This is a genomic window from Kitasatospora sp. NPDC056327, assembly GCF_042261735.1.
Lineage (GTDB): Bacteria > Actinomycetota > Actinomycetes > Streptomycetales > Streptomycetaceae > Kitasatospora.
This window is the reverse complement of record NZ_JBHJRC010000158.1, coordinates 1-18,705: the sequence shown is the minus strand read 5'-3', so window position 1 is coordinate 18,705 and position 18,705 is coordinate 1. Positions and strand designations below refer to the sequence as shown.

Sequence of the window (18,705 nt, the reverse complement as noted above, 5' to 3'; positions counted from 1 at the left end):
GGGGGGGCCCCCCCCCCCCCCGCGGCCGGGATGTCAGACGGAGGACTTCTCGCGGGCCGGCCGACCCTGGCCGCGCCCGGCGGCGCTCTTCGCCCGCTCGCGCAGGCCCACCAGGTCGTCCGGCTCGGCGTCGGGGACGTCGCGGTCGAACCGCGCCAGCGCGGGAAGGCGCAGGCCGATCCCCACCATGACCAGCATGGCCACGCCGAACAGCACGTACATCAGGGCGATGCCGCGGCCCGGCCCGGTGCCCAGCAGCGGGCCGAACACTCCGGCCAGCGCACCGCCCTTCTCCATCATCGGGCCGAGGACGGAGCTGCCCAGCGGGGCGACCAGCCCGTGGCCGATCGGGAGGGTGGACCAGGCCACCATGGTGTTGAGCGCGAACACCCGTCCGTGGAAGCGCTGCGGCACCTTGGTCTGGACGATGGTCGAGTAGACGCCGTTGACCAGCGAGAGCGCGAACGACATCCCGAACGCCCCCGCGCCGATCACCCAGAGGTCGGCGTCCAGCCCGGCGAAGGAGCTGGCCAGGGCCAGCAGGGCGGTGAGGCCGAGCATGCCGCGCAGTCGCTGACGCCGCGGACCGCCCCAGAAGCCCATCGCCAGACCGCCGAGCAGGGCGCCGGCGCCGCCGGCCACCGCGACCCGGGCCGCGCCGTCGAGGGAGTCGAAGGACAGCACCATGGGGGTGAAGAGCAGGAACAGCGGGGAGAGGAAGATGTTCAGTCCGGCGAACCAGAGCAGCATCGACCGGAAGCCCTTGTTGTGCCAGGAGTAGCTGAAGCCGTTCCTGATCTCGGCGACCAGCGACTCCGGCCGGCTCCAGGCAAGGGTGTTGGGGAACCGCACCACCAGCAGGATGGTGATGGCGACCGCGTAGCTGACCACGTCGATGATCAGGATGCCGCGCAGACCGATCGAGGCCATCAGGGCGACGGCGACCAGCGGGACGACGAACTGGGCCGCACCGAAGGCGAGCTGGACGACACCGTTGGCGTGTCCGAGGTACTGCTTGGGCACGATCTGCGGCACCGCGGAGGCGTAGGCGAGCCGCTGGAAGGTCAGGGCCATCGACAGGACGCTCAGGAGCGCGTAGATGTGCCAGGACGCGAGGTTGCCGGTGAGCAGCAGGGTCAGCATCGCGGCCTGGGTGGCCCCGGCCGCGATGTCGCCCGCCAGCATGACCTTGCGGCGGTCGAGGCGGTCGACCAGGGCACCGGCGACCGGGCCGATCAGGATGCCGGGGACCATGCCGATCACCGCGAACAGCGCGAACCTGGCCATCGATCCGGTCTCCAGCAGGACCCAGATCGGCAGCGCGAACTCGGTCAGCGCCGAGCCGGTGATGGACGCCAGCTGGCCGAAGGCGACGGCCAGGAAGCGGCCCATGCTGGGCGCGGGCCCCTCCGGCTCCGCCCCGGCCGGTTCCTCCCCGGTGTCGGCGGGTGCCGGTGGCCCGGTCTCGCCGTGGAACCACCAGGAGTTCTCGGGGCTCTTGGCGGGCAGGCGGTCCGTCCCGCCGTCGAGGACGGCCCGGTGGACCGTGGTGACCGCCTCGACCACCTCGCCCGCCCGGTACTTGACGAAGAAGTGGCCGCCCTGGTCCAGCACCGCGAGCGCCGAGCGCTCGGCCAGCAGCAGCCACTCCCGGTAGCGCTCCTGGTAGTAGTCGGCGGCCGGGTCGCGGTCGCCGACCAGGGTGACCAGCGGCGCGCGCAGCCTCGGCGCACCGGCCTCGACCTCGGCGATCGCGGAGGTGAAGTACTCCTCCGCGGCCTTGGAGTCGCGGCGCATGTTGCCGATGATGAACCTGATCTGCTCCTGGTCGAGCTCCGAGGTGTCGACGCCCATGCCGGTGAGCCAGTTGACGAACACCCGGTCGCCGCGCAGCGAGTCCAGCGCGGCCAGCCTGCTCAGCGTGCCGAGGACCTTGCCGGGCGGCTTGGCGAAGGGGAACTGGGCACCGGCGTAGACGGCTTCCAGCTCGCGCCCGGAGGCCTCCAGCAGCCGGGCGGTGGCGACCGCGAGGGCGCTGCCGACGCCGCAGTGCCCGTAGACGACGACCGGGCCCTCGATGCGCTCGCGGACCTCGGCGGCGAGCTGTTCGGCGAGTTCGCCGAAGGGCAGGTGCCGCTCGGTGACACCGAGGTCGTGGCCGGGGATGGCGACGGCCCACAGCTCGGTGTCGTCGGGCAGGAGGTCGGCGACCGGCTGGTAGACCACCGCGCTGCCGCCGCCGTAGGGGACGCAGACCAGGGTGACCCTGCGGCGGTCGGCCGGCACCGGCTTGGTGAGCCGGTGCATCAGCCGGCGCGGCCCGAGGTCGTCCTCGGACGCGTCGGCGAGTTCGGCCAGCGCGCGGACGGTGCGGCAGGTGAAGACGTCCATCACGCTGACCGGCCGGGCGCCGATCTCCGTCAGTTGCCTGCGGGCCTTGGCGACCACCTGGGTGGCCAGCAGGGAGTGGCCCCCGAGGTCGAAGAAGTCCTCGTCGATTCCGATCGCCCGGAGCTTGAGCACCTCGGCCCAGATGGCGGCGATCACCTTCTCGGCCCCGGTGCGCGGCTCGGTGACGGCGCCCTCGGCCCGGCGCAGCTGCGGGGCGGGCAGCGCGCGGCGGTCGAGCTTGCCGTTGGGGGTGAGCGGCAGCCGGGGAAGCGCGACGAAGGCGCTGGGCACCAGGTAGTCCGGCAGGACGAGCTTGAGGGCGGCCCGCAGTGCGGTGGTGTCGGGCTCGTCGGCGCCGGGGTCGGGCACCAGGTAGGCGACGAGCCGCTTGTCGTCGGGGTTGTCCTCGCGCACGATCACGGCGGCGTCCGCGATGCCGGGGCGGGAGCGCAGCGCCTCCTCGACCTCGCCGGGCTCGATCCGCAGGCCGCGGATCTTCACCTGCTGGTCGATCCGGCCCAGGTGCTCCAGCGTGCCGTCGGGGAGGCGCCGCGCCAGGTCCCCGGTGCGGTACATCCGGGAGCCGGGCGGGCCGTAGGGGTCGGGCACGAACCGGGCGGCGGTGAGCCCGGGGCGCCGGTGGTACCCGAGGGCCACGGCGGTTCCGGCGATGTGCAGTTCGCCCGGGGCGCCGGGCGGCACCGGGCGCAGGGCCGCGTCGAGGACGTACAGCCGGGTGTTGTCGATCGGCAGGCCGATCGCGACCGTGTCGAGCGGCCCCTCGCACTCCCAGGACGAGACGTCGACGGCGGCCTCGGTGGGACCGTAGAGGTTGGCGAGCGCCGCGCCGGGCAGGCGGGTGGTGAACTCCCGGGCGGTGGCCGGGGGAAGGGCCTCGCCGCTGCAGACCGCGCGGCGCAGGGTGGTGCACTTCTCGACGTCCTCCTCGGCCAGGAACACCGTCAGCATCGAGGGCACGAAGTGCGCGACGGTGACGCCCGCGCCGGCGATCAGGTCGCGCAGGTAGGCGGCGTCCTTCTGACCGCCGGGCCGGGCGAGCAGCAGGCGCGCCCCGGTGATCAGCGGCCAGAAGAACTCCCAGACGGAGACGTCGAACCCGGCGGGGGTCTTCTGCAGGACGGTGTCCCGGGGGCCGATCCGATAGGTGTCCTGCATCCAGCGCAGCCGGTTGACGATCGCGCGGTGGGTGTTGGGCACGCCCTTGGGGCGGCCGGTGGAGCCGGAGGTGTAGATCAGGTACGCGGTGTCGTCCGTCACCGGTCCGGCCGTGCCCGCGCCGGCCGGCGGCTCCGGCCACTCGGCGGGGTCGTCGAGCAGGAGCACCCTCGCCGGGGAGCCCTCCGGCACCGCCAGTCTGCGCTGGGTCAGGAGGACCGGGGCGCCGGAGTCGGCGAGCAGGAAGGCGAGCCGCTCCGCGGGGTACTCGGGGTCCAGGGGCGTGTAGCCCGCGCCGGTGCGCAGCACGCCGAGCAGGCCGGCGACGAGTTCCGGGGAGCGTTCGGCGCTGATGGCGACCAGGCTGCCCGGGCCGATGCCCTCGGCGGCCAGCCGGGCGGCGATCCGGTCGGCGGCGGCGTCCAGTTCGCGGTAGGTGAGGGCCGCTCCGGTCTCCAGCGCGACGGCCACCGCGTCCGGGGTCCGGGCGATCTGCTCGGCGATCAGGGTGACCAGGGTGGCGTCCGGGCGCTGCTTGTCGGTGCGGTTGAAATCGGTGACCTCGAAGGCCCGTTCGGCCGCGGAGAGTCCGTCGAGGGCGGAGAGCGGGGCGTCCGGGTGCTCCGCGACGGCGTGCAGGAGCCGGTCGAGGTGGCCGCCGAGGCGGGCGATGTCGGCGCCGTCGTAGAGGTCGGTGTTGTAGTGGAAGCTGCCGACCAGGCCCTCGGGCCACTCCTGGAGGGAGAGTTCGAGGTCGAAGCGGGTGCCGCTGATCTTCAGGCCGAAGGGCTCGACGCGCAGCGGGAGGCGGTCGTCGGCGTCCAGCCGGGTCGCGTAGTTCTGCACGGTCAGGACGGCCTGGAAGACCGGCGGTCTGGTGATGTCGCGGGGGACCTTCAGTTCGGTCACCAGCTGTGCGAAGGGGAGCTCCTGGTGGGCGTAGGCCTCCAGGCAGGTCTCCCTGGTGCGGGCCAGCAGTTCCGTGAAGGAGGGGTCGCCCGCCAGCCGGGCGGGCAGCGCCAGCACGTTGACGAACATGCCGACCAGGTTCTCCAGTTCGGGCTCGGTCCGGCCGGCCACCGGGGAGCCGACGGCGAAGTCCTGCTGTCCGCTGTAGCGGGCGAGGGTCATCTGGAAGGCGGCCAGCAGCAGCATGTGGACGGTGGCGTCCCGGCCGCGTGCCAGCGCGGTCAGCCGGTCCAGCAGGGCCCGGTCGACGGTGAAGGCCTGTCCGGCGCCGTCGAAGGTCTGGCGGGCCGGGCGCGGCCGGGAGAAGGCCAGCTCCAGCGGTTCCACCCCGGCCAGTTCACCGGCCCAGTGGGCGACCTCCAGGGCGAGCCGGTCACCGCTCAGGCGCTCCCGCTGCCAGGCGGCGAAGTCGCCGTACTGGACGGGGAGTTCGGGCAGCAGGTCGGGGGTTGCGGCGGCCAGGGACGCGTACCGCTTCAGCAGCTCGCCGAAGAGCAGCTCGCTGGACCAGCCGTCGCTGACGCTGTGGTGGACGGTCAGCAGGAGTACGTGGTCGTCGTCGGCGAGCCGCACCAGCAGGGCGCGCAGCAGGGGACCCGCCTCGACGTCGAACGGCACCCGGGCCTCGTCGTCGATCAGCCGGCCGGCGTGGGCGAGGTCGTCGGCCCCGGCGGTGGCGAGCGGGACCGGGCCGGGCTCGCCGATCTCCAGACCGGGCCGGCCGTCCTCGCTGGAGGGGTAGCGCGAGCGCAGGGTCTCGTGCCGGGCGACCACCTCGTCCAGGGCGAGGCCGAGCACGGTCCGGTCGAGGGCGCCGTGCAGCCGGCGGGCGAGGGGGATGTTGTAGGCGGAGGTGCCGGGCGCGTACTGCTCCATGAACCACAGGCGCTCCTGGGCGAAGGAGAGCGGCGGCCGGGTGCCGTCGGGACGGCGCGGCACCGTCCGGCGGGGCGTCGTGCGCAGGCGGAGGCGCTGACCGAGCAGTGCTCGCCTGGCCTCGGAGAGGTCGGCTGCGCCGGGTGTGGAGGCGTCGGTGGTCATGGCTGTGGTGCGGTCCCTTCCTGGAGGCTTGCACGGTGCCGGCTCCCCACGGCGGCGCGCGTCGAGGCCGCCGCGCAGGAGGGGACCCCGGGCACCGTTCAACGAGGGCGCGCGAACTGCCGCGAGGGCGCGCGGGGCGAGGGCGACACGACCGCCGGGCGTGCTCAGGCCGGGCGGTCGGGCCCCTGACTCGGCGGTCACGCTAGGGGCCTTGGTTTGAATCCGTCAATGGTCCAGACCAGCCGCGGACCCCGGCGGTCCGCGCACCGGGACGGGACAGCACCCCTGCGTGACCGGCCGGAACGGCGGAACGATCACTGAACGTACCCGCCGCACCCGGCCCCGACGGACCCTTCCGCGCCTCCTTCGGCACCTGGTGCACGTATGGGGCCATTTGACCGGGGCCGGGCCCCAAGTCGTCCGTACCCGACATGACGCTCAGTCAAATTTCTCCAACACCGCTTCCGAGCAGCGGAACTGCCGGTGCGTCAGCCGGGCGGGCGGCTCTTGACCGACCGATTTGATCTATGCCAACCTCGGAATAGGTCTGGACCAGATGGTCGGACCGGACCCCTGCCCACCCCACCGGCCCCGACCCGCCGGACCGCCCCCGCCCGCCCGGCGGCCGTACTGCGCGGCGCTCACCGCGACGCACGACCACCGCCCTCCCCCGGCCCGCCGCACGGCAGCCGGCGGTCCATCAGCCACCCCCGGAGCGAGCAGCGACCACACCGGAACACTCACGACGCCGCCCCGGACCGGGGCGGCGCCCTCCGGCCCGGCGCCCGGCCGACGGCGTCAGCGCAGGCGGTCGAGCGCCAGCAGCGCCGCGCCGACCGCGCCGGCGTCGTCGGCGAAGCCGGCCGCCACCACGGGCACCGGCGGGCGGTCGCCGGGTGAGTACAGCCTGCGGGCGAACTCGGCGCGCGCCGGGGCCAGCAACAGCTCGCCGGCGGCGACCGGACCGCCCCCGACGATCACCACGGCGGGGTCGAAGAGGTTGGCGAGGGCCGCCAGACCGACGCCGGTGAGCGTGCCGATCCGGTCCAGGATGGCGAGCGCCCGGTCGTCACCGCCGCGCGCCGCCGCGGTGACGGCCGCTCCGGCATCCGTCCGGCCGCCTCCCGTCAGACGGGCCAGCGGCGAGTCCGGGTGCTCCCGCGCGGTGCTCCCGCCGAGCCGGGCGATGGCCGCTCCGGACGCCGCCGCTCCCCAGCACCCGAGGTTCCCGCACTCGCACCGCACTCCCCCGGGGTCGACGGTCAGGTGGCTGGCCTCGGCGGCGAAGCCCCGCGCGCCGTGCAGCAGCCGGCCCCCGACGACCACTCCACAACCCAGCCCCGTGCCCAGGGTCACCAGCACCAGGTGCTCGTGCCCCCGCCCGGCACCGCGCCGGTACTCGGCCCATGCGGCGACGTTGGCGTCGTTGTCCGTCACCACCGGCAGTCCCACCGCGTCCTCGATCAGCTCCCGCAGCGGCGCCCGCGCGAACTCCAGGCCGGGCGCGAACGCCAGCGCGCCGGTGCGGGCGTCGACCATCCCCGGCAGCCCGACGCCGACGGCGGCGACCCGCTCCCCGCGCACCCGCTCGACCAGGCCGGCGACGGCGGCGACCAGCTCGGCCGCCGTCCCGCGCGGGGTGGCGCACCGGGCGCGCACCGGGACCGCTCCCCCCGCGGTCACCCGCACCGCCGCGATCTTGGTGCCGCCCACGTCGACGCCGACCGCCTCGGCCGGGGCGCCGGTCATGCCGCCTCCGGCAACGCCACGCGGGCCTCGCCGGGCCCTGCGGCGGTGCGCACCTCGAAGCCGCCGGCCCGGCGCAGCGCGGACAGGTCGCACGGCCGGTCGGAGACCAGCAGATCGCCGCCCACCCGGACGCGGACCGGCACCCGGTCGCCGGTCCGCTCGTTCAGCCCCTTCACGTAGCACGCCCCGAGCCGCCCGCGGGAGACCTGGACGGCGGCGCAACCGCCCCCGACCAGGTCGGCGCTGACGACGTGCCCCCCGCACACGGTGCGGGCCCGCAGGGGGGAGCCGGTGCGGTTGAACAGGAAGACGAACGCCTCCCCGGGGTCCCCGGTGCCGGTGCGCAGTTCGAGCCACGGCCCCGGTCGGGCCCGCACGGGGACGCCGTGGGCTCCGTCGCCCCGGCCGCTCGGGGTGCCGCCGCCGTGGACGCCGCCGAGCCAGTCCTCGACGGCCGTCGCGGGCCACCGCTCACCGGCGGCGACCGTCCGCACCCGGCCGCCGGCGTGCCGCCGGGCGGCGTCGGCCAGCTCGGTCCAGGGGCGCAGGTCCTCGTCCAGCGCCGGGAGTTCGCCCACCAGGAGGAGTGCTCCGCCCTGCTCGGCGAACCGGGCGAGCCGGCGCTGCACGGCCCGGTCCAGGAAGCGGCCCGACACGGTGGCCAGCGGTTCCGACGCGGGGTCGGGTCCGGTCCGGCCGGTGAGCTCCGCGAGCCGGAAGGGCAGGTTGCGCCGCAGGCAGTGGGCGACGAAGGGCACCAGGGTGCCGGCGGCGGACGGCACGGTCCGCCCGGCGCCCGCCCGGCGCTCCCACGCGCCGATCGCCGCGTACGGCGGCTGGACGCCCCAGCACACCCCGGGCTCCGGGCGGGCGAGGGCCAGCGCCTCCTGACGCCCGGCCAGGAAGTGGGTCAGCACCCGCAGCGCGGCGAGGGCGGGGCCGGGACCGGCGTCGGGCCCGATCGGGGCGGCGTCCCCGTACGGCGGGTCGAACGGCGCCCGGTCGACGGCCGGCCCGGGGAGCATGGCCGGATCCACGGCGAGGTGCGGGCCCCAGCCGTCCGTGGCGCAGGCCGGGTAGACGCTGATGCCGGTCGCCCCGCAGGCCACGCCGAGCAGGGTGTGATGGACCGGCACCACCGGGAAGGCGCAGCCCGGCTCGGCCCAGCTCAGGCCCCAGTTCTCCTCGATGGCGGGGCCGGTCCCGCTCCTGGCGGCGAGGACGTAGTTGACCAGCGCCTCCTCGTCCGAGGTCACCGGGCCGGTCCAGGCGGTGTAGGCGCGGGGCAGCGCGGGGGGCGCGCCGATCCGGTTCCTGACGAGCCAGGCGTCGTAGCGGCCGGCGGCCCGGCCGGGGGTGCGGTCCGCCCTGGCCGGCGGCGCACAGGTGGTGAAGACGGCGAGGTCCGGGCCGAGTGCCCCGGCCAGCCGGGCCATCCCCGCGGTGAGCGACTCGGCCGACCAGCGGCCCCAGCTCACCAGGGAGCGCAGCCCCTCGGCGGAGGGCCGGTCCTCCGCCCGGACGGGCACGGCCACGCCGGGGGCGGAGCCGGCGAAGCCCTCCGTCCCCGGCCGCGAGTAGTCGAGGGCGTCGATCGGCAGGGCGCTCTCCCCGTAGTGCCCCTCGTTGCCGATCTGGGCGGCGACGACGGGGCCGTCCGGGTGCGCGAACGGCCGCAGGAACAGGCCGACGGCGCGCAGCCAGTCCGTCGCGTCGGCGAGGAACCCGGGGTCCAGGGCCGCGGGCAGCTCGAAGCCGTGGCAGGCCAGCGGTCGGCCGTCGGCGGACCGGGCGGCGGACCGGCGGGGGTCGAGCGTCGGGCTGAGCCGGTCGGGCAGGCCGCCGAAGGGCAGTTCGGCGTGCACGTAGGGGCCGGGCTTGAGCACCGCGAGCAGTCCGGCCGCCGCGACCAGCTCCAGGAAGCCGGCCAGGTCGCGGTTGCCGTCGCCGTCGAAGCACCAGCGCCGGCCGTCGCCCCGGCCGATCTCGTGGTGGCGCCAGGGGACGTAGCTGGACACCACCTCGATGCCGGACGCGCGGACGGCCCGCAGTTTGGCCGCCCAGCGCCCGGGGTGGTCCCGGTAGTAGGGGTACTCGCCGGTGATCAGGAACCGGGGCCGGCCGTCCAGCCAGAGCGTTCCGTCCCGGAAGCGCGGCCTCACGGGGCGAGGCTCCCGTCCGCGGCGAGCAGCACCTTCATCGCGCGGTACCCGTCCGTCCGCGGCCGCCCGGGCGCGGACGGTGCGACGGCCAGCAGCGCGAGGGCCTCGGCGTAGCGTTCGAGCGGCAGCACATGGGTCACCAGGTCCTCCAACGGCAGTTCGCGCGCGAGGTCCACCGCCAGGGCGAAGTCCGCCGGCCGGTAGGGCCCCGCCCCCACCAGGCGGATCCCCCTGGTCACCAGGGCCCGCAGCGGCACGGTGGCGACGCCGGTCTCCTTCTCGCCCATCACCACGACGGTGCCGCCGGGCTCGACCGCGCCGAGCACGTCGCCCGGCAGCGCCCCGGTGGTGTCGATGGCGACGTCGGGCGCGCCCGCTCCGGCGGCCTCCTGCGCGGCCAGGACGCGGACCGTGCGCGGCAGCAGCAGGCGGGCGAGCTCCACCCGGCCCGGGTCGCGCTCGGCCAGGGTGACCCGGGCGCCGCGGCGGGCCAGCACCAGCGCGCACAGCGCGCCGATGGGGCCGGCGCCGACCACCAGCACCCGGTCGTCCCAGCGCGGCCGGGCCGCCGCCAGGTTGTTGAGCACGCAGGCGAGGGGTTCCACCAGGGCGCCGCGCCGGTAGGACACCGGACCGGGCAGCCGGTGGACGAAGCGCTCGGGCACGACGGCGAAGCCCGCCATCGTGCCGTCCCGGTCGACGCCGACCTCCCGGCCCGCCTTGGCCCCGCAGTGGGCCGGCATCCCGCGCCGGCAGGGGCGGCACCGGTCGCAGTGGTAGGTCGGGTTGATCACCACCCGGTCGCCCGGCGCCACGGCGGCGACGCCCGCGCCGACCGCGGCCACCGCGCCCGCCGCCTCGTGGCCCAGCACCACGCCCCGGCGTGCGGGGAACTCGCCCAGCAGGATCGCCCGGTCCGTTCCGCAGATGCCGGTCACCGCCACCTCGACCAGGACCTCGTCCGCCCCGTAGGAGGGGACCGCACGCTCGTGGATACCGGGCAGGCCCACGTCCTCGAACACGACGGCCTTCATCGCAGCCTCCCACCGGTCCGTCCCTCCACAGTGCCATAGGGTGTCCGGTATGAACCGATATGGGCGGCCGAGCGGGTGGGACGCACCGCGGGTGACCCCGTCGGACTCCCGCCCCAGGATCCTGCTGCTGGGCGCGTCGGGGTTCGTGGGCGGCGGCTTGTGGGAGGGGTGGACACCCCGCCACACGGTGGTCGGCACCTACGCCACCCGGCCGGCCCCGGGCCTGGTCCGGCTGGACCTGCGCGACGAAGCCCGGCTGGCGGCGCTCGCGGCCGACGGCTTCGACCTCGTCGTCCACGCGGCCGGTCTGGTACCCCTGGAGGCGGCCGAGGCCGATCCGGCCCTGGCCCACCGGCTCAACGTCCGTCCGGTGGAGGTGCTGCTGGAGGCCCTGCGCGGCTCGGCGGCGAAGCTGCTGCTGCTCTCCAGCGACAACGTCTTCGACGGCACCCTCTCCCGGTACACCGAGGCCGACCGGCCCTGCCCGGTCAACGTCTACGGGCGGACCAAGGCCGCGGCCGAGGAACTGCTGCTCGCCGAGGGCGGGCACCTGATCGTCCGGATCCCCCTGGTCTTCGGGCGCGGCCCGTGGGCGAACACCTTCCTGTCCCGCTTCGCCTCCCCGACCACCGCCGCCCGCACCGACCTGGTCTGCACGCCCGTCTACCTGCCCGGCATCGCCCCGGCGCTGACCGAACTCTGGCACCGCACGGGTGTCGTGCACTACGGCGGCGCCGACGTGGTGACCCGCTTCGAGCTGATGTCCCGGGTCCAGCGGGCCCTCGACCTGCCCACCCGGGTGGTGCCCGCCCACGGACCGGCGGCCGGGTCCGCCTGCCCCCGCCCGCCCCGGCTGGTGCTGCGCAGCGTCCGCCATCCGCTGCTGGGCCCGGCCCTGGACTCCGCCCTCGCGCACCTGGCGGCCACCGCCTAGCAAGACCTAGGGCGTCTCTTGTGGATCACTGCCGGGCCCGCGACGCCGGGGCACGCACCTCGCCGCGGCCTATCCGACAAGATCCACAAGACACGCGCCCTAGGCGAGGTGGTCGGTCACCAGGGCGAGGTGGCCCGTGGGATCCACACCGCCGGGGCGGGCGAGCCGGGCGGCGAGGTCGTTGATCAGCAGGGTACCCAGGAGGTAGTGGCCGAGGGCGAGTTGGGCGGGGGTGGAGTTCCCGCCCGACTGGTCGGGCTTGGGCTTGCGGTCGGAGAGCCGACAGGGTGCCTCCGCCAGGACGTGCAGGTCGTGGGTCAGCAGCAGCCGCTCGCACCACCCCGGGTCGTCGCGGAAGAGGCCGGCCAGGCCCTCGTGGGCGGCCAGCCGGGGCAGGAAGGCGTGGACCGCCGCGCGGTAGCCCGGGAACACCGGCTGCCGGAAGCCCACCCGGTAGGACTGCCCCGGCCCGCTGCGCACCGTGAAGCCGGTGCGCAGCGCGGGATCCCACACGCTGAGGCTGAACAGGGTCTTGGCGAGGTCGTAGACCGGGTCCCAGGGCTCGACGGAGCCGCGCGGGTCGATGAGGCGGAAGTCCTCGGCGGCCGCGCCGGGGCGGGTGGAGAGCAGGACGTTGCGGGTGTTGGCGTCGCCGTGGGCGGGCGCCATCAGGCGGGTGGGGGCCAGCGGCGCCAGCCGGTCGGCCAGCCGTTCCAGCACCAGGTGCGGGGCCTCGCACGGCACGCCGTTGACGGTGAGGCGGTCGGCGCCCATGAGGTCCGCCGGCAGGGCCCCGCGCAGCACCGGCAGCCGGCGCAGGAAGCGGCCCACGACGACGTCCGCCAGGTGGCCCACCGGCGCGGGGTGGGAGCGCGCGGCGTACCCGTCCAGGACCAGGGCCCGGAGGAGGGCCGGGTAGCGGCGGAAGAACTCCCGGACGCCCTGCGGCGACTCCCGCAACGGTGCGGCGAGGTCCGCCGAGGGGTAGTAGGGGGTCGTGCACGCCGCCCAGCCGTCGCCGTCGAGGACGTGCCCGACCGGCAGGTAGTGCGCGGCCAGCCGCGGGGCCACGGTGCGCAGCAGTTCGATCTGGTGCAGCTTCCGGCGGAAGGAGACCAGGTCGTGGCCGTCGACGGCGCCCGGCGCGGGGACCAGGACCTTGACCACCAGTTCCTCCCCCGCGGAGCCGGTGGCCCGGTGGACGCGGGCCGGTGAGCCGCCGTCCAGGATCTCGGTCCCGACCGTGAGGCCGAGGGTGTCGGCGACGGCCGCCAGGGCCGCCCCGTCGGTCCACCCGCCGGGCGGGCGGGCACGGGCGACGTGCCGGTACTCGGTCACCGCGGCCTCCTCGTCGGTGTCTCCTACCATCGGATCGAGTCGATCAGCGCCGCGTGCAGCCCGGGCGTGCAGGCGGCGATGCAGGAGCGCTGGTTCAGCGGGCCGATGTCCAGCAGCAGGGTGTCGTGCAGCGACTTGCCGTAGGCGTCGGTGATGGTGACCCCGGCGCGCTCCGCGAGGTGCACGGAGGCCGCGATGTCGTACGGGAAGAGGTGCAGGATGCTGCCGTGGCCGACCCGGCGGAAGTCCGCCTCGGTGGCGGGGCGGTCGCGCAGCAGCCGGTTGCCGATGTCGACATAGGCGTCCATCTGGCCGGTGATGATGCGGGAGACGGAGAAGGAGGCGCTGTTGAACACGTACACGCCGCCGGTGTTGGCGGAGGCGTCGATCAGATGGCCGTAGGCCTCGGTCATCAGCGCCGCCGGGTGGCCGTTGAACTCCAGCGACCAGAACATCCGCTCGGGCTCGGTCGTGGCGGACAGCCGGGGCACCGGCACCGGGAAGCCGCAGGACTCGATCCCGCCGCCGTCGGCGTCGGCGTACAGCCAGTGGCCGGTCTTGATCTCCTGGAGCACCGCGTACCGGATGTCGCCGATGGTGGGTGCCTCGCCGTAGGGCGCGGCGGCGATCGAGACGCAGGCCATCTCCAGGTCGGCGGCGGCGCCGCGGGTGCCGTCGATCGGGTCGATGACCAGCACGTACCCGGGCGACCGGCCGATCGTGCGCAGGCCCTCGCTCTCGGTGTAGACGGCCACCGGCTCGCCGCGCTCCCGCAGGAAGTCCCAGGCGGCGCGTTCCGCGAGCACGTCGACCGGGAACTCGGCGTCCCCGCCCTTCGCCGTGCCCGCCACGTAGCGGCTGCCGACCTCGTGCAGGCCGTCGCGCACGGCGGTGCGGATCCGCCCGGAGAGCTCCTGGACGAGGCCCCTCATGAGGCCGTTCACGAGACGACCGAGAGGAAGAGCCGTTCCAGCAGATCGCACATCTCGTCCGCCTCCTGACGGGTCATGACCAGTGCCGGACGGACCTTCAGCACGTTGCCGTGCCCGTAGAGCGAGGTCCGCAGCAGCAGTCCGTGGTCCGGGCCGCGTTCGGCGAGGTGGTTGGTGAGCACGGCGTCGGGGCGGCCGTCGCGGTCCACGATGTCGATGCCGATCATCAGTCCGACGCCGCGGACCTCCTGGACGAACGGCACCCGGGCGGCGAGGTCGCGCAGCCGGTCGAGCACGTACCCGCCGACGTCCCGCACGTTCTCCAGGAAGCCGGGGCGGCCGATGACCTCGACGGTCTTCAGGGCGGCCGCGGCGGCCAGCACGTTGCCGCCGAAGGTCGAGTTGATGTGGTGCCCCTCGACCCCGGTCAGCCGCTCCTCGGTCAGGATCCCGGCGATCGGCATCCCCGCGCCGCCGAGGCCCTTGCCGAAGGTCATCAGGTGCGGGGCGACGCCGAAGTGGTCGGCGGCGAACATCCGGCCGGTGCGCCCGAAACCGGTCTGGATCTCGTCGAAGACCAGCAGGATGCCGCGCTCCTCGCAGAGGTCCTTGAGCGCCCGCAGGTAGCCGTCCGGCGGGACGACGTTGCCGCCGTTGCCGCTGATCGGTTCCAGCACCACGCAGGCCACCCGGCCGGTGCTCGCGCAGTCGATGAAGTCGTTGATCCGCTCGACGCACAACAGGCCGCAGGTGGAACGCTCCTGACGGTAGAAGCAGCGCAGGCAGTGCGGGTCGGGGACATGCACGATGCCAGGCAGGTGGGAGGGGAAGGGGGCGCGCCGGAAGGCGGCGCCGGAGGCGCCGATCATCCCGAGGGTCTGGCCGAGGTGGCCGCGGAAGAGCGTGACCACGTCGGACTTCCCGGTGTGCACCTGGGCGATCTTGACGGCGCTCTCGTTGGCGTCGGAGCCGCTCGCCGACTTCAGGTGCACCCGGGTCAGGTTCGGCGGGGAGACCTCGGCCAGCTTCTCCACCAGGGCGTTCAGCGGCTCGGTCTGGAACTTGGAGGTGACGTGGATCAGCCGGCCCGCCTGTTCGCGGACCACCTCCACGATCTCGGGGTGCGCGTAACCCAGGCTCAGGTTGAACGTCCCCGAGGAGCAGTCGAGATAGCGCCGGCCGTCGTCGGTGAAGAGGTGCACGCCCTCTCCGCCGACCACCCTCAGGTCGTCCGGCAGGCAGTAGTAGTGCTGGAGCGCCGTCCCGGTCTCCCCGCCGGACGGGGCCTTCGGTGCGGCGGCGCGTGCCGCGGTCCTCGCCTGTTGCTGCATCGGCTTTCCTCCGACAATTCCTGGCAGATCGACCTGCTCGAACGATTCGAACCGCAGATCCGCCTCGTGGAGATCGAGCGCGGCGGTCATCGCGTTCGGTATCGCGACGCACCGGATTCCGGCCCGTTTCGCGGCGCGCACGCCGCTGGGGGAATCCTCGAAGGCCACCGCCCGCTCGGGGGGAACTCCCAGCGAGGCCAGTGCCGCGACATAGAGACCCGGCTCCGGTTTCGCGCTCGCCCGGTCCCCGTCGGCGCACTGCACGGTGCTCCACCCATCGGCGAGACCGCACTGGCGCGCATATCCGGTGACCCATTCCCGGGTGGAGTTGCTGACGATCCCCCGGGGTATCCCCAGGGCGTCGACCGCTCCGAGGATCCGGTGGACGCCGGGCCTGCCGGCCAGTCCGCCGAGCAGTTCGCGCTGCCGCCGACGGACCCGTTCCTGCAGTTCGCGGCGGTCGGCCGTGCACCCGGTGGCCCGTTCGAGCCGCGTCCACAGATCGGACCCGATGGTGCCGACGAGCGACGACCACACCTCGACCGGGAGCCGGTGGCCGAATTCCAGGAAGACCTCCGCGTGCGCGCGGAAGATCTCGGACTCCGGATCCCACAGCGTCCCGTCGAAATCGAAGAGAAACGCATCCACGTCCTTCATTCGCGTACACCTCCGTCGAGCGGCGGGCGGCCGCGCGGCCAGGAGTTCGGTGCGCGGATCCGGGGCACCGAGCGTCCATCATCGCCGAGCCCGCGCCGTCCCGCCATTCATGGTTCGTCAACGTACTGTGAGCGGTGGAGAAAGTGGTACGTGCACGGGATGATGGCGAACGGCCCGGATTCCCACGGGGCGGGGGGCATACGGTGCGCGGGGGCCGGGAGCGTCGGCCGCGCGGGCGAACGGCCTTGAGTTGCACGGGCGGAGGCCCCGAGCGAGAGTCGAGGAACGATGGACGAGGACAACCGGCCCACCGGTACGGCGGCCCACCCGGGCGGACCCCGGGTCGCCGTGGTGGGACACGTCGAATGGACCACGATCGCCGGCCTCGACGAGGTCCCCTCCGCAGGCGAGGTGACCCACGCCGACCGGCTCTGGCAGGGCCCGGCCGGCGGCGGCGCGGTCGCGGCCGTCCGGCTCGCCGAACTGGCGGGCACCTGCGCCTTCTTCACCGCTCTCGGCGACGACCACGCCGGCCGCCGCTCGCGCGCCGAACTGGAGCGCCGCGGCGTACGGGTGCTGGCCGCGGCCAGACCCGGCCCCACCCGCACGGCGGTGAGCATGATCGACCGAGCCGGCGAACGCACCACCGTCACCCTCGGCGAACGCCTGCAGCCCGCCGCGGCCGATCCCGTCGACTGGGAACAACTGGCCCGCTACGACGCGGTGTTCTTCACCGCCGGGGACGCCGCCCTGCTGCGGCGGGCCCGCCGGGCCGCGGTACTCGTGGTGACCGCACGGGAGTTCGGCACCGTGCGGGAGGCCGGCGTCCGGGTCGACGCGCTGGTCGGGAGCGGCTGCGACCCGGCCGAGCGCTGCGACCCGGCGGCGCTGCGCCGGCTGCCGGGCCTGGTGGTCAGCACCGAGGGCCGGCTCGGCGGCGTGTTCACCCGCTGCGACCAGCCCCCTCGGCGCTACCGGCCCGCGCACGCGGCGGGGCCCGTGGTCGACACGTACGGGGTCGGGGACAACTTCGCGGCCGTCCTCACCTACGCGCTCGCCACGGGCGCGGCCCCGGCCGAAGCGCTCGACCTCGCCGCCCGGCACGGCGCGGCCTGCACCACCCAGCGCGGCCCGTTCGCGGCCCGGCCCGCCGCACGGCGATCGGCGGTGGGGGTGTGAGTGGCGCGGATCGGGGCGCGGCCGGCGGTGGCGGCCCCGCGGGGCGGCGGGGCGGGAAGCGGATCCTCCTGCTGTGGGACATCGACGGCACGCTGATCGACGGCGGCCACGCCGTCGAGGCGCTCTACCCGCTCGTCCTCGAACGGCTCACCGGCCGGCCCGCGCGCCACCGGGTCGACATCGCCGGCCGGACCGAACTCGACATCATGGACGAGCTGTTCGCCCGGCACGGCGTCGGCGCGGTCGCCCCGGACCGGGTCACCGCCGAACTCGCCGCCCAGCTGCGCCTGCGGTCCCCCGCTCTTCGGGCCGCCGGCCGGGCCCTGCCCGGCGCCGCCGAGGCCCTGCGGGCGCTGGGCGCCCGGGACGAGGTGGCCCAGTCGGTGCTGACCGGGAACCTGCGGGACAACGCCGCCCTCAAACTGGGGCTGTTCGGACTGGCGGAGTTCGTGGACCCCGCCGTCGGTGCGTACGGCGACGACGCCCGTGAGCGACCCGCGCTCCTCGCCGTCGCCCGGCGGCGCGCGGCGGCCGTCCACGGATCGGGCTTCGCCGCCCGGGCCACCGTCCTGATCGGCGACACCCCGCGGGACGTCCGGACGGGACGCGGCGGCGGGGCACGGGTGATCGCCGTCGCCACCGGCGCGAGCAGCGCCGAGGTCCTGCGGGAGGCGGGTGCGGACGTCGTGCTGGCGGACCTCCGCGACACCGCCGCGGTGGTCCGCGCCGTTCTGGCGGCCGGCGGCACGGTGGCCCCGGACGGCCTCCGGGCGGCGGCGACGGCCGCGGGGGACCCGGGATGAACGGGGGCGACCGCCCGGTGGGTCTGGTCTCGGTCGTCATGCCCGCACGCAACGCCGAGACGACACTGCCCGCGCAGCTGGCGGCCCTGTGTGCCCAGACCTATCCGGACCCGTGGGAGATCGTCGTCGTCGAGAACGGCTCCAGCGACGGCACCCGCGCGCTGCTGCGGCACTGGCAGCGGCGGATGCCCCGGCTGCGGGTTGCCGTCACCGACGCCCCCGGCGCGAACCGCGCCCGCAACCTCGGCTGCCGGCGGGCCGGCGGCGAGTTCGTGCTGCTCTGCGACGCGGACGACGTGGCCGCCCCCGGATGGGTGGCGGCAATGGTCGACGTGCTGCGCACCAGCCCGGCCGCCGGCGGCGCCCTCGAACGCCTTCGGCTCAACGGCCGGGTGGCCCTCACCGCGCGGCCGCCGAAGAAGTCCGACGCCCTGCTCGACACCTTCGGCTTCCTGCCCTACCCGGCGGGCGCCAACTGCGGCTTCCACAAGGAGCTGTGGAGCCTCCTGGGCGGGTTCGACGAGAGCTACCGGGGCGGCGGCGACGACACCGAGTTCTTCTGGCGCGCCCAACTGGCGGGCTACCGGCTGGCCTTCGCCCCGCACGCCGTCGTGCACTACCGGCACCGGGGCGACGCGCGGGCCATCGTCCGGCAGTCCTACGGCTACGGGCGCTCGCACCCCAGGCTCTACCGGGACTTCGCCGTCCACGGGATGCCCCGCTCGCGGCCGGGCGACGCCGCCGGCGCCTGGTGGGCGCTCCTTCGCCGCTCCGGTGACCTGCTCGGCCCCGCGGACCGGCGGGCCGCCCTGCTGGCCCAGCTCGCGCTGCGCACGGGCCGGGTCGTCGGCAGCGCCCGCCACCGGCGCTGCTATCTGTGACCCACCGACATCCGTGTCCCGCCGGTGTCCTCGGCCCACCGGTGTCCGTGGCCCACCGGGAGCGCGGCGCGGCAGCAGCAGGGCGCGGGCCGCGCACTCGCGGAACCGGGCGGCGAACAGTGCGGAGC

11 protein-coding genes and 1 pseudogene are annotated in these 18,705 nt (G+C 75.2%); 4 read left to right on the top strand and 8 right to left on the bottom strand.

Annotated elements, in window-relative coordinates:
- Positions 1-33: 33 nt before the first annotated feature.
- The 4 genes from ACFCX4_RS22270 to ACFCX4_RS22255 all read right to left on the bottom strand — a co-directional run bounded on the left by ACFCX4_RS22270 (position 34) and on the right by ACFCX4_RS22255 (position 10,522).
- A complete protein-coding gene (locus ACFCX4_RS22270) occupies positions 34-5,577 on the bottom strand; it encodes an amino acid adenylation domain-containing protein (protein ID WP_376145036.1) in 5,544 nt (1,847 codons plus the stop codon).
- 798 nt (positions 5,578-6,375) lie between these two features.
- Entirely contained in the window at positions 6,376-7,326 is a 951-nt protein-coding gene (locus ACFCX4_RS22265) for an ROK family protein (RefSeq protein ID WP_376145034.1), read from the bottom strand.
- Complete coding sequence (locus ACFCX4_RS22260; RefSeq protein ID WP_376145032.1) at positions 7,323-9,488, bottom strand: beta-galactosidase; 2,166 nt, start codon at positions 9,486-9,488, stop codon at positions 7,323-7,325. The genes ACFCX4_RS22265 and ACFCX4_RS22260 overlap by 4 nt, the downstream gene beginning before the upstream one ends.
- Entirely contained in the window at positions 9,485-10,522 is a 1,038-nt protein-coding gene (locus tag ACFCX4_RS22255; RefSeq protein WP_376145030.1) for a zinc-binding dehydrogenase, read from the bottom strand. The genes ACFCX4_RS22260 and ACFCX4_RS22255 overlap by 4 nt, the downstream gene beginning before the upstream one ends.
- A gap of 49 nt (positions 10,523-10,571) precedes the next feature.
- Between ACFCX4_RS22255 and ACFCX4_RS22250 the strand changes: the two genes are divergently transcribed.
- Positions 10,572-11,456, top strand: coding sequence for an SDR family oxidoreductase (locus ACFCX4_RS22250; protein ID WP_376145029.1), 885 nt, complete (start codon positions 10,572-10,574; stop codon positions 11,454-11,456).
- A 99-nt stretch (positions 11,457-11,555) separates the two neighbouring features.
- Here ACFCX4_RS22250 and ACFCX4_RS22245 read toward each other — a convergent pair whose 3' ends face one another.
- From ACFCX4_RS22245 to ACFCX4_RS22235, 3 genes are read right to left on the bottom strand one after another with little or no spacing between them, the layout of a single operon-like run.
- A complete protein-coding gene (locus ACFCX4_RS22245; protein ID WP_376145027.1) occupies positions 11,556-12,824 on the bottom strand; it encodes a hypothetical protein in 1,269 nt (422 codons plus the stop codon).
- Positions 12,818-13,738: an inositol monophosphatase family protein gene (locus ACFCX4_RS22240; protein ID WP_376145025.1), complete on the bottom strand. Its 921-nt coding sequence runs from the start codon at positions 13,736-13,738 to the stop codon at positions 12,818-12,820. Before ACFCX4_RS22240 ends, ACFCX4_RS22245 begins: the two co-directional genes overlap by 7 nt.
- Positions 13,735-15,714, bottom strand: a complete 1,980-nt coding sequence (locus ACFCX4_RS22235; protein WP_376145023.1) for an aminotransferase class III-fold pyridoxal phosphate-dependent enzyme — start codon at positions 15,712-15,714, stop codon at positions 13,735-13,737. The genes ACFCX4_RS22240 and ACFCX4_RS22235 overlap by 4 nt, the downstream gene beginning before the upstream one ends.
- A gap of 288 nt (positions 15,715-16,002) precedes the next feature.
- On the opposite strand from ACFCX4_RS22235, the gene ACFCX4_RS22230 reads away from it, so the two are divergent.
- The 3 genes from ACFCX4_RS22230 to ACFCX4_RS22220 are packed head-to-tail and all read left to right on the top strand — an operon-like array spanning position 16,003 to position 18,577.
- A complete protein-coding gene (locus ACFCX4_RS22230) occupies positions 16,003-16,893 on the top strand; it encodes a PfkB family carbohydrate kinase (RefSeq protein ID WP_376145021.1) in 891 nt (296 codons plus the stop codon).
- Positions 16,890-17,696 (top strand): HAD family hydrolase, encoded by an 807-nt coding sequence (locus ACFCX4_RS22225; protein ID WP_376145019.1) that lies wholly within the window; start codon positions 16,890-16,892, stop codon positions 17,694-17,696. The genes ACFCX4_RS22230 and ACFCX4_RS22225 overlap by 4 nt, the downstream gene beginning before the upstream one ends.
- Positions 17,693-18,577, top strand: a complete 885-nt coding sequence (locus ACFCX4_RS22220) for a glycosyltransferase family 2 protein (RefSeq protein ID WP_376145017.1) — start codon at positions 17,693-17,695, stop codon at positions 18,575-18,577. Before ACFCX4_RS22225 ends, ACFCX4_RS22220 begins: the two co-directional genes overlap by 4 nt.
- Positions 18,578-18,595: 18 nt before the next feature.
- Here ACFCX4_RS22220 and ACFCX4_RS22215 read toward each other — a convergent pair.
- A pseudogene (locus ACFCX4_RS22215) lies at positions 18,596-18,705 on the bottom strand (hypothetical protein); the annotation flags it as partial.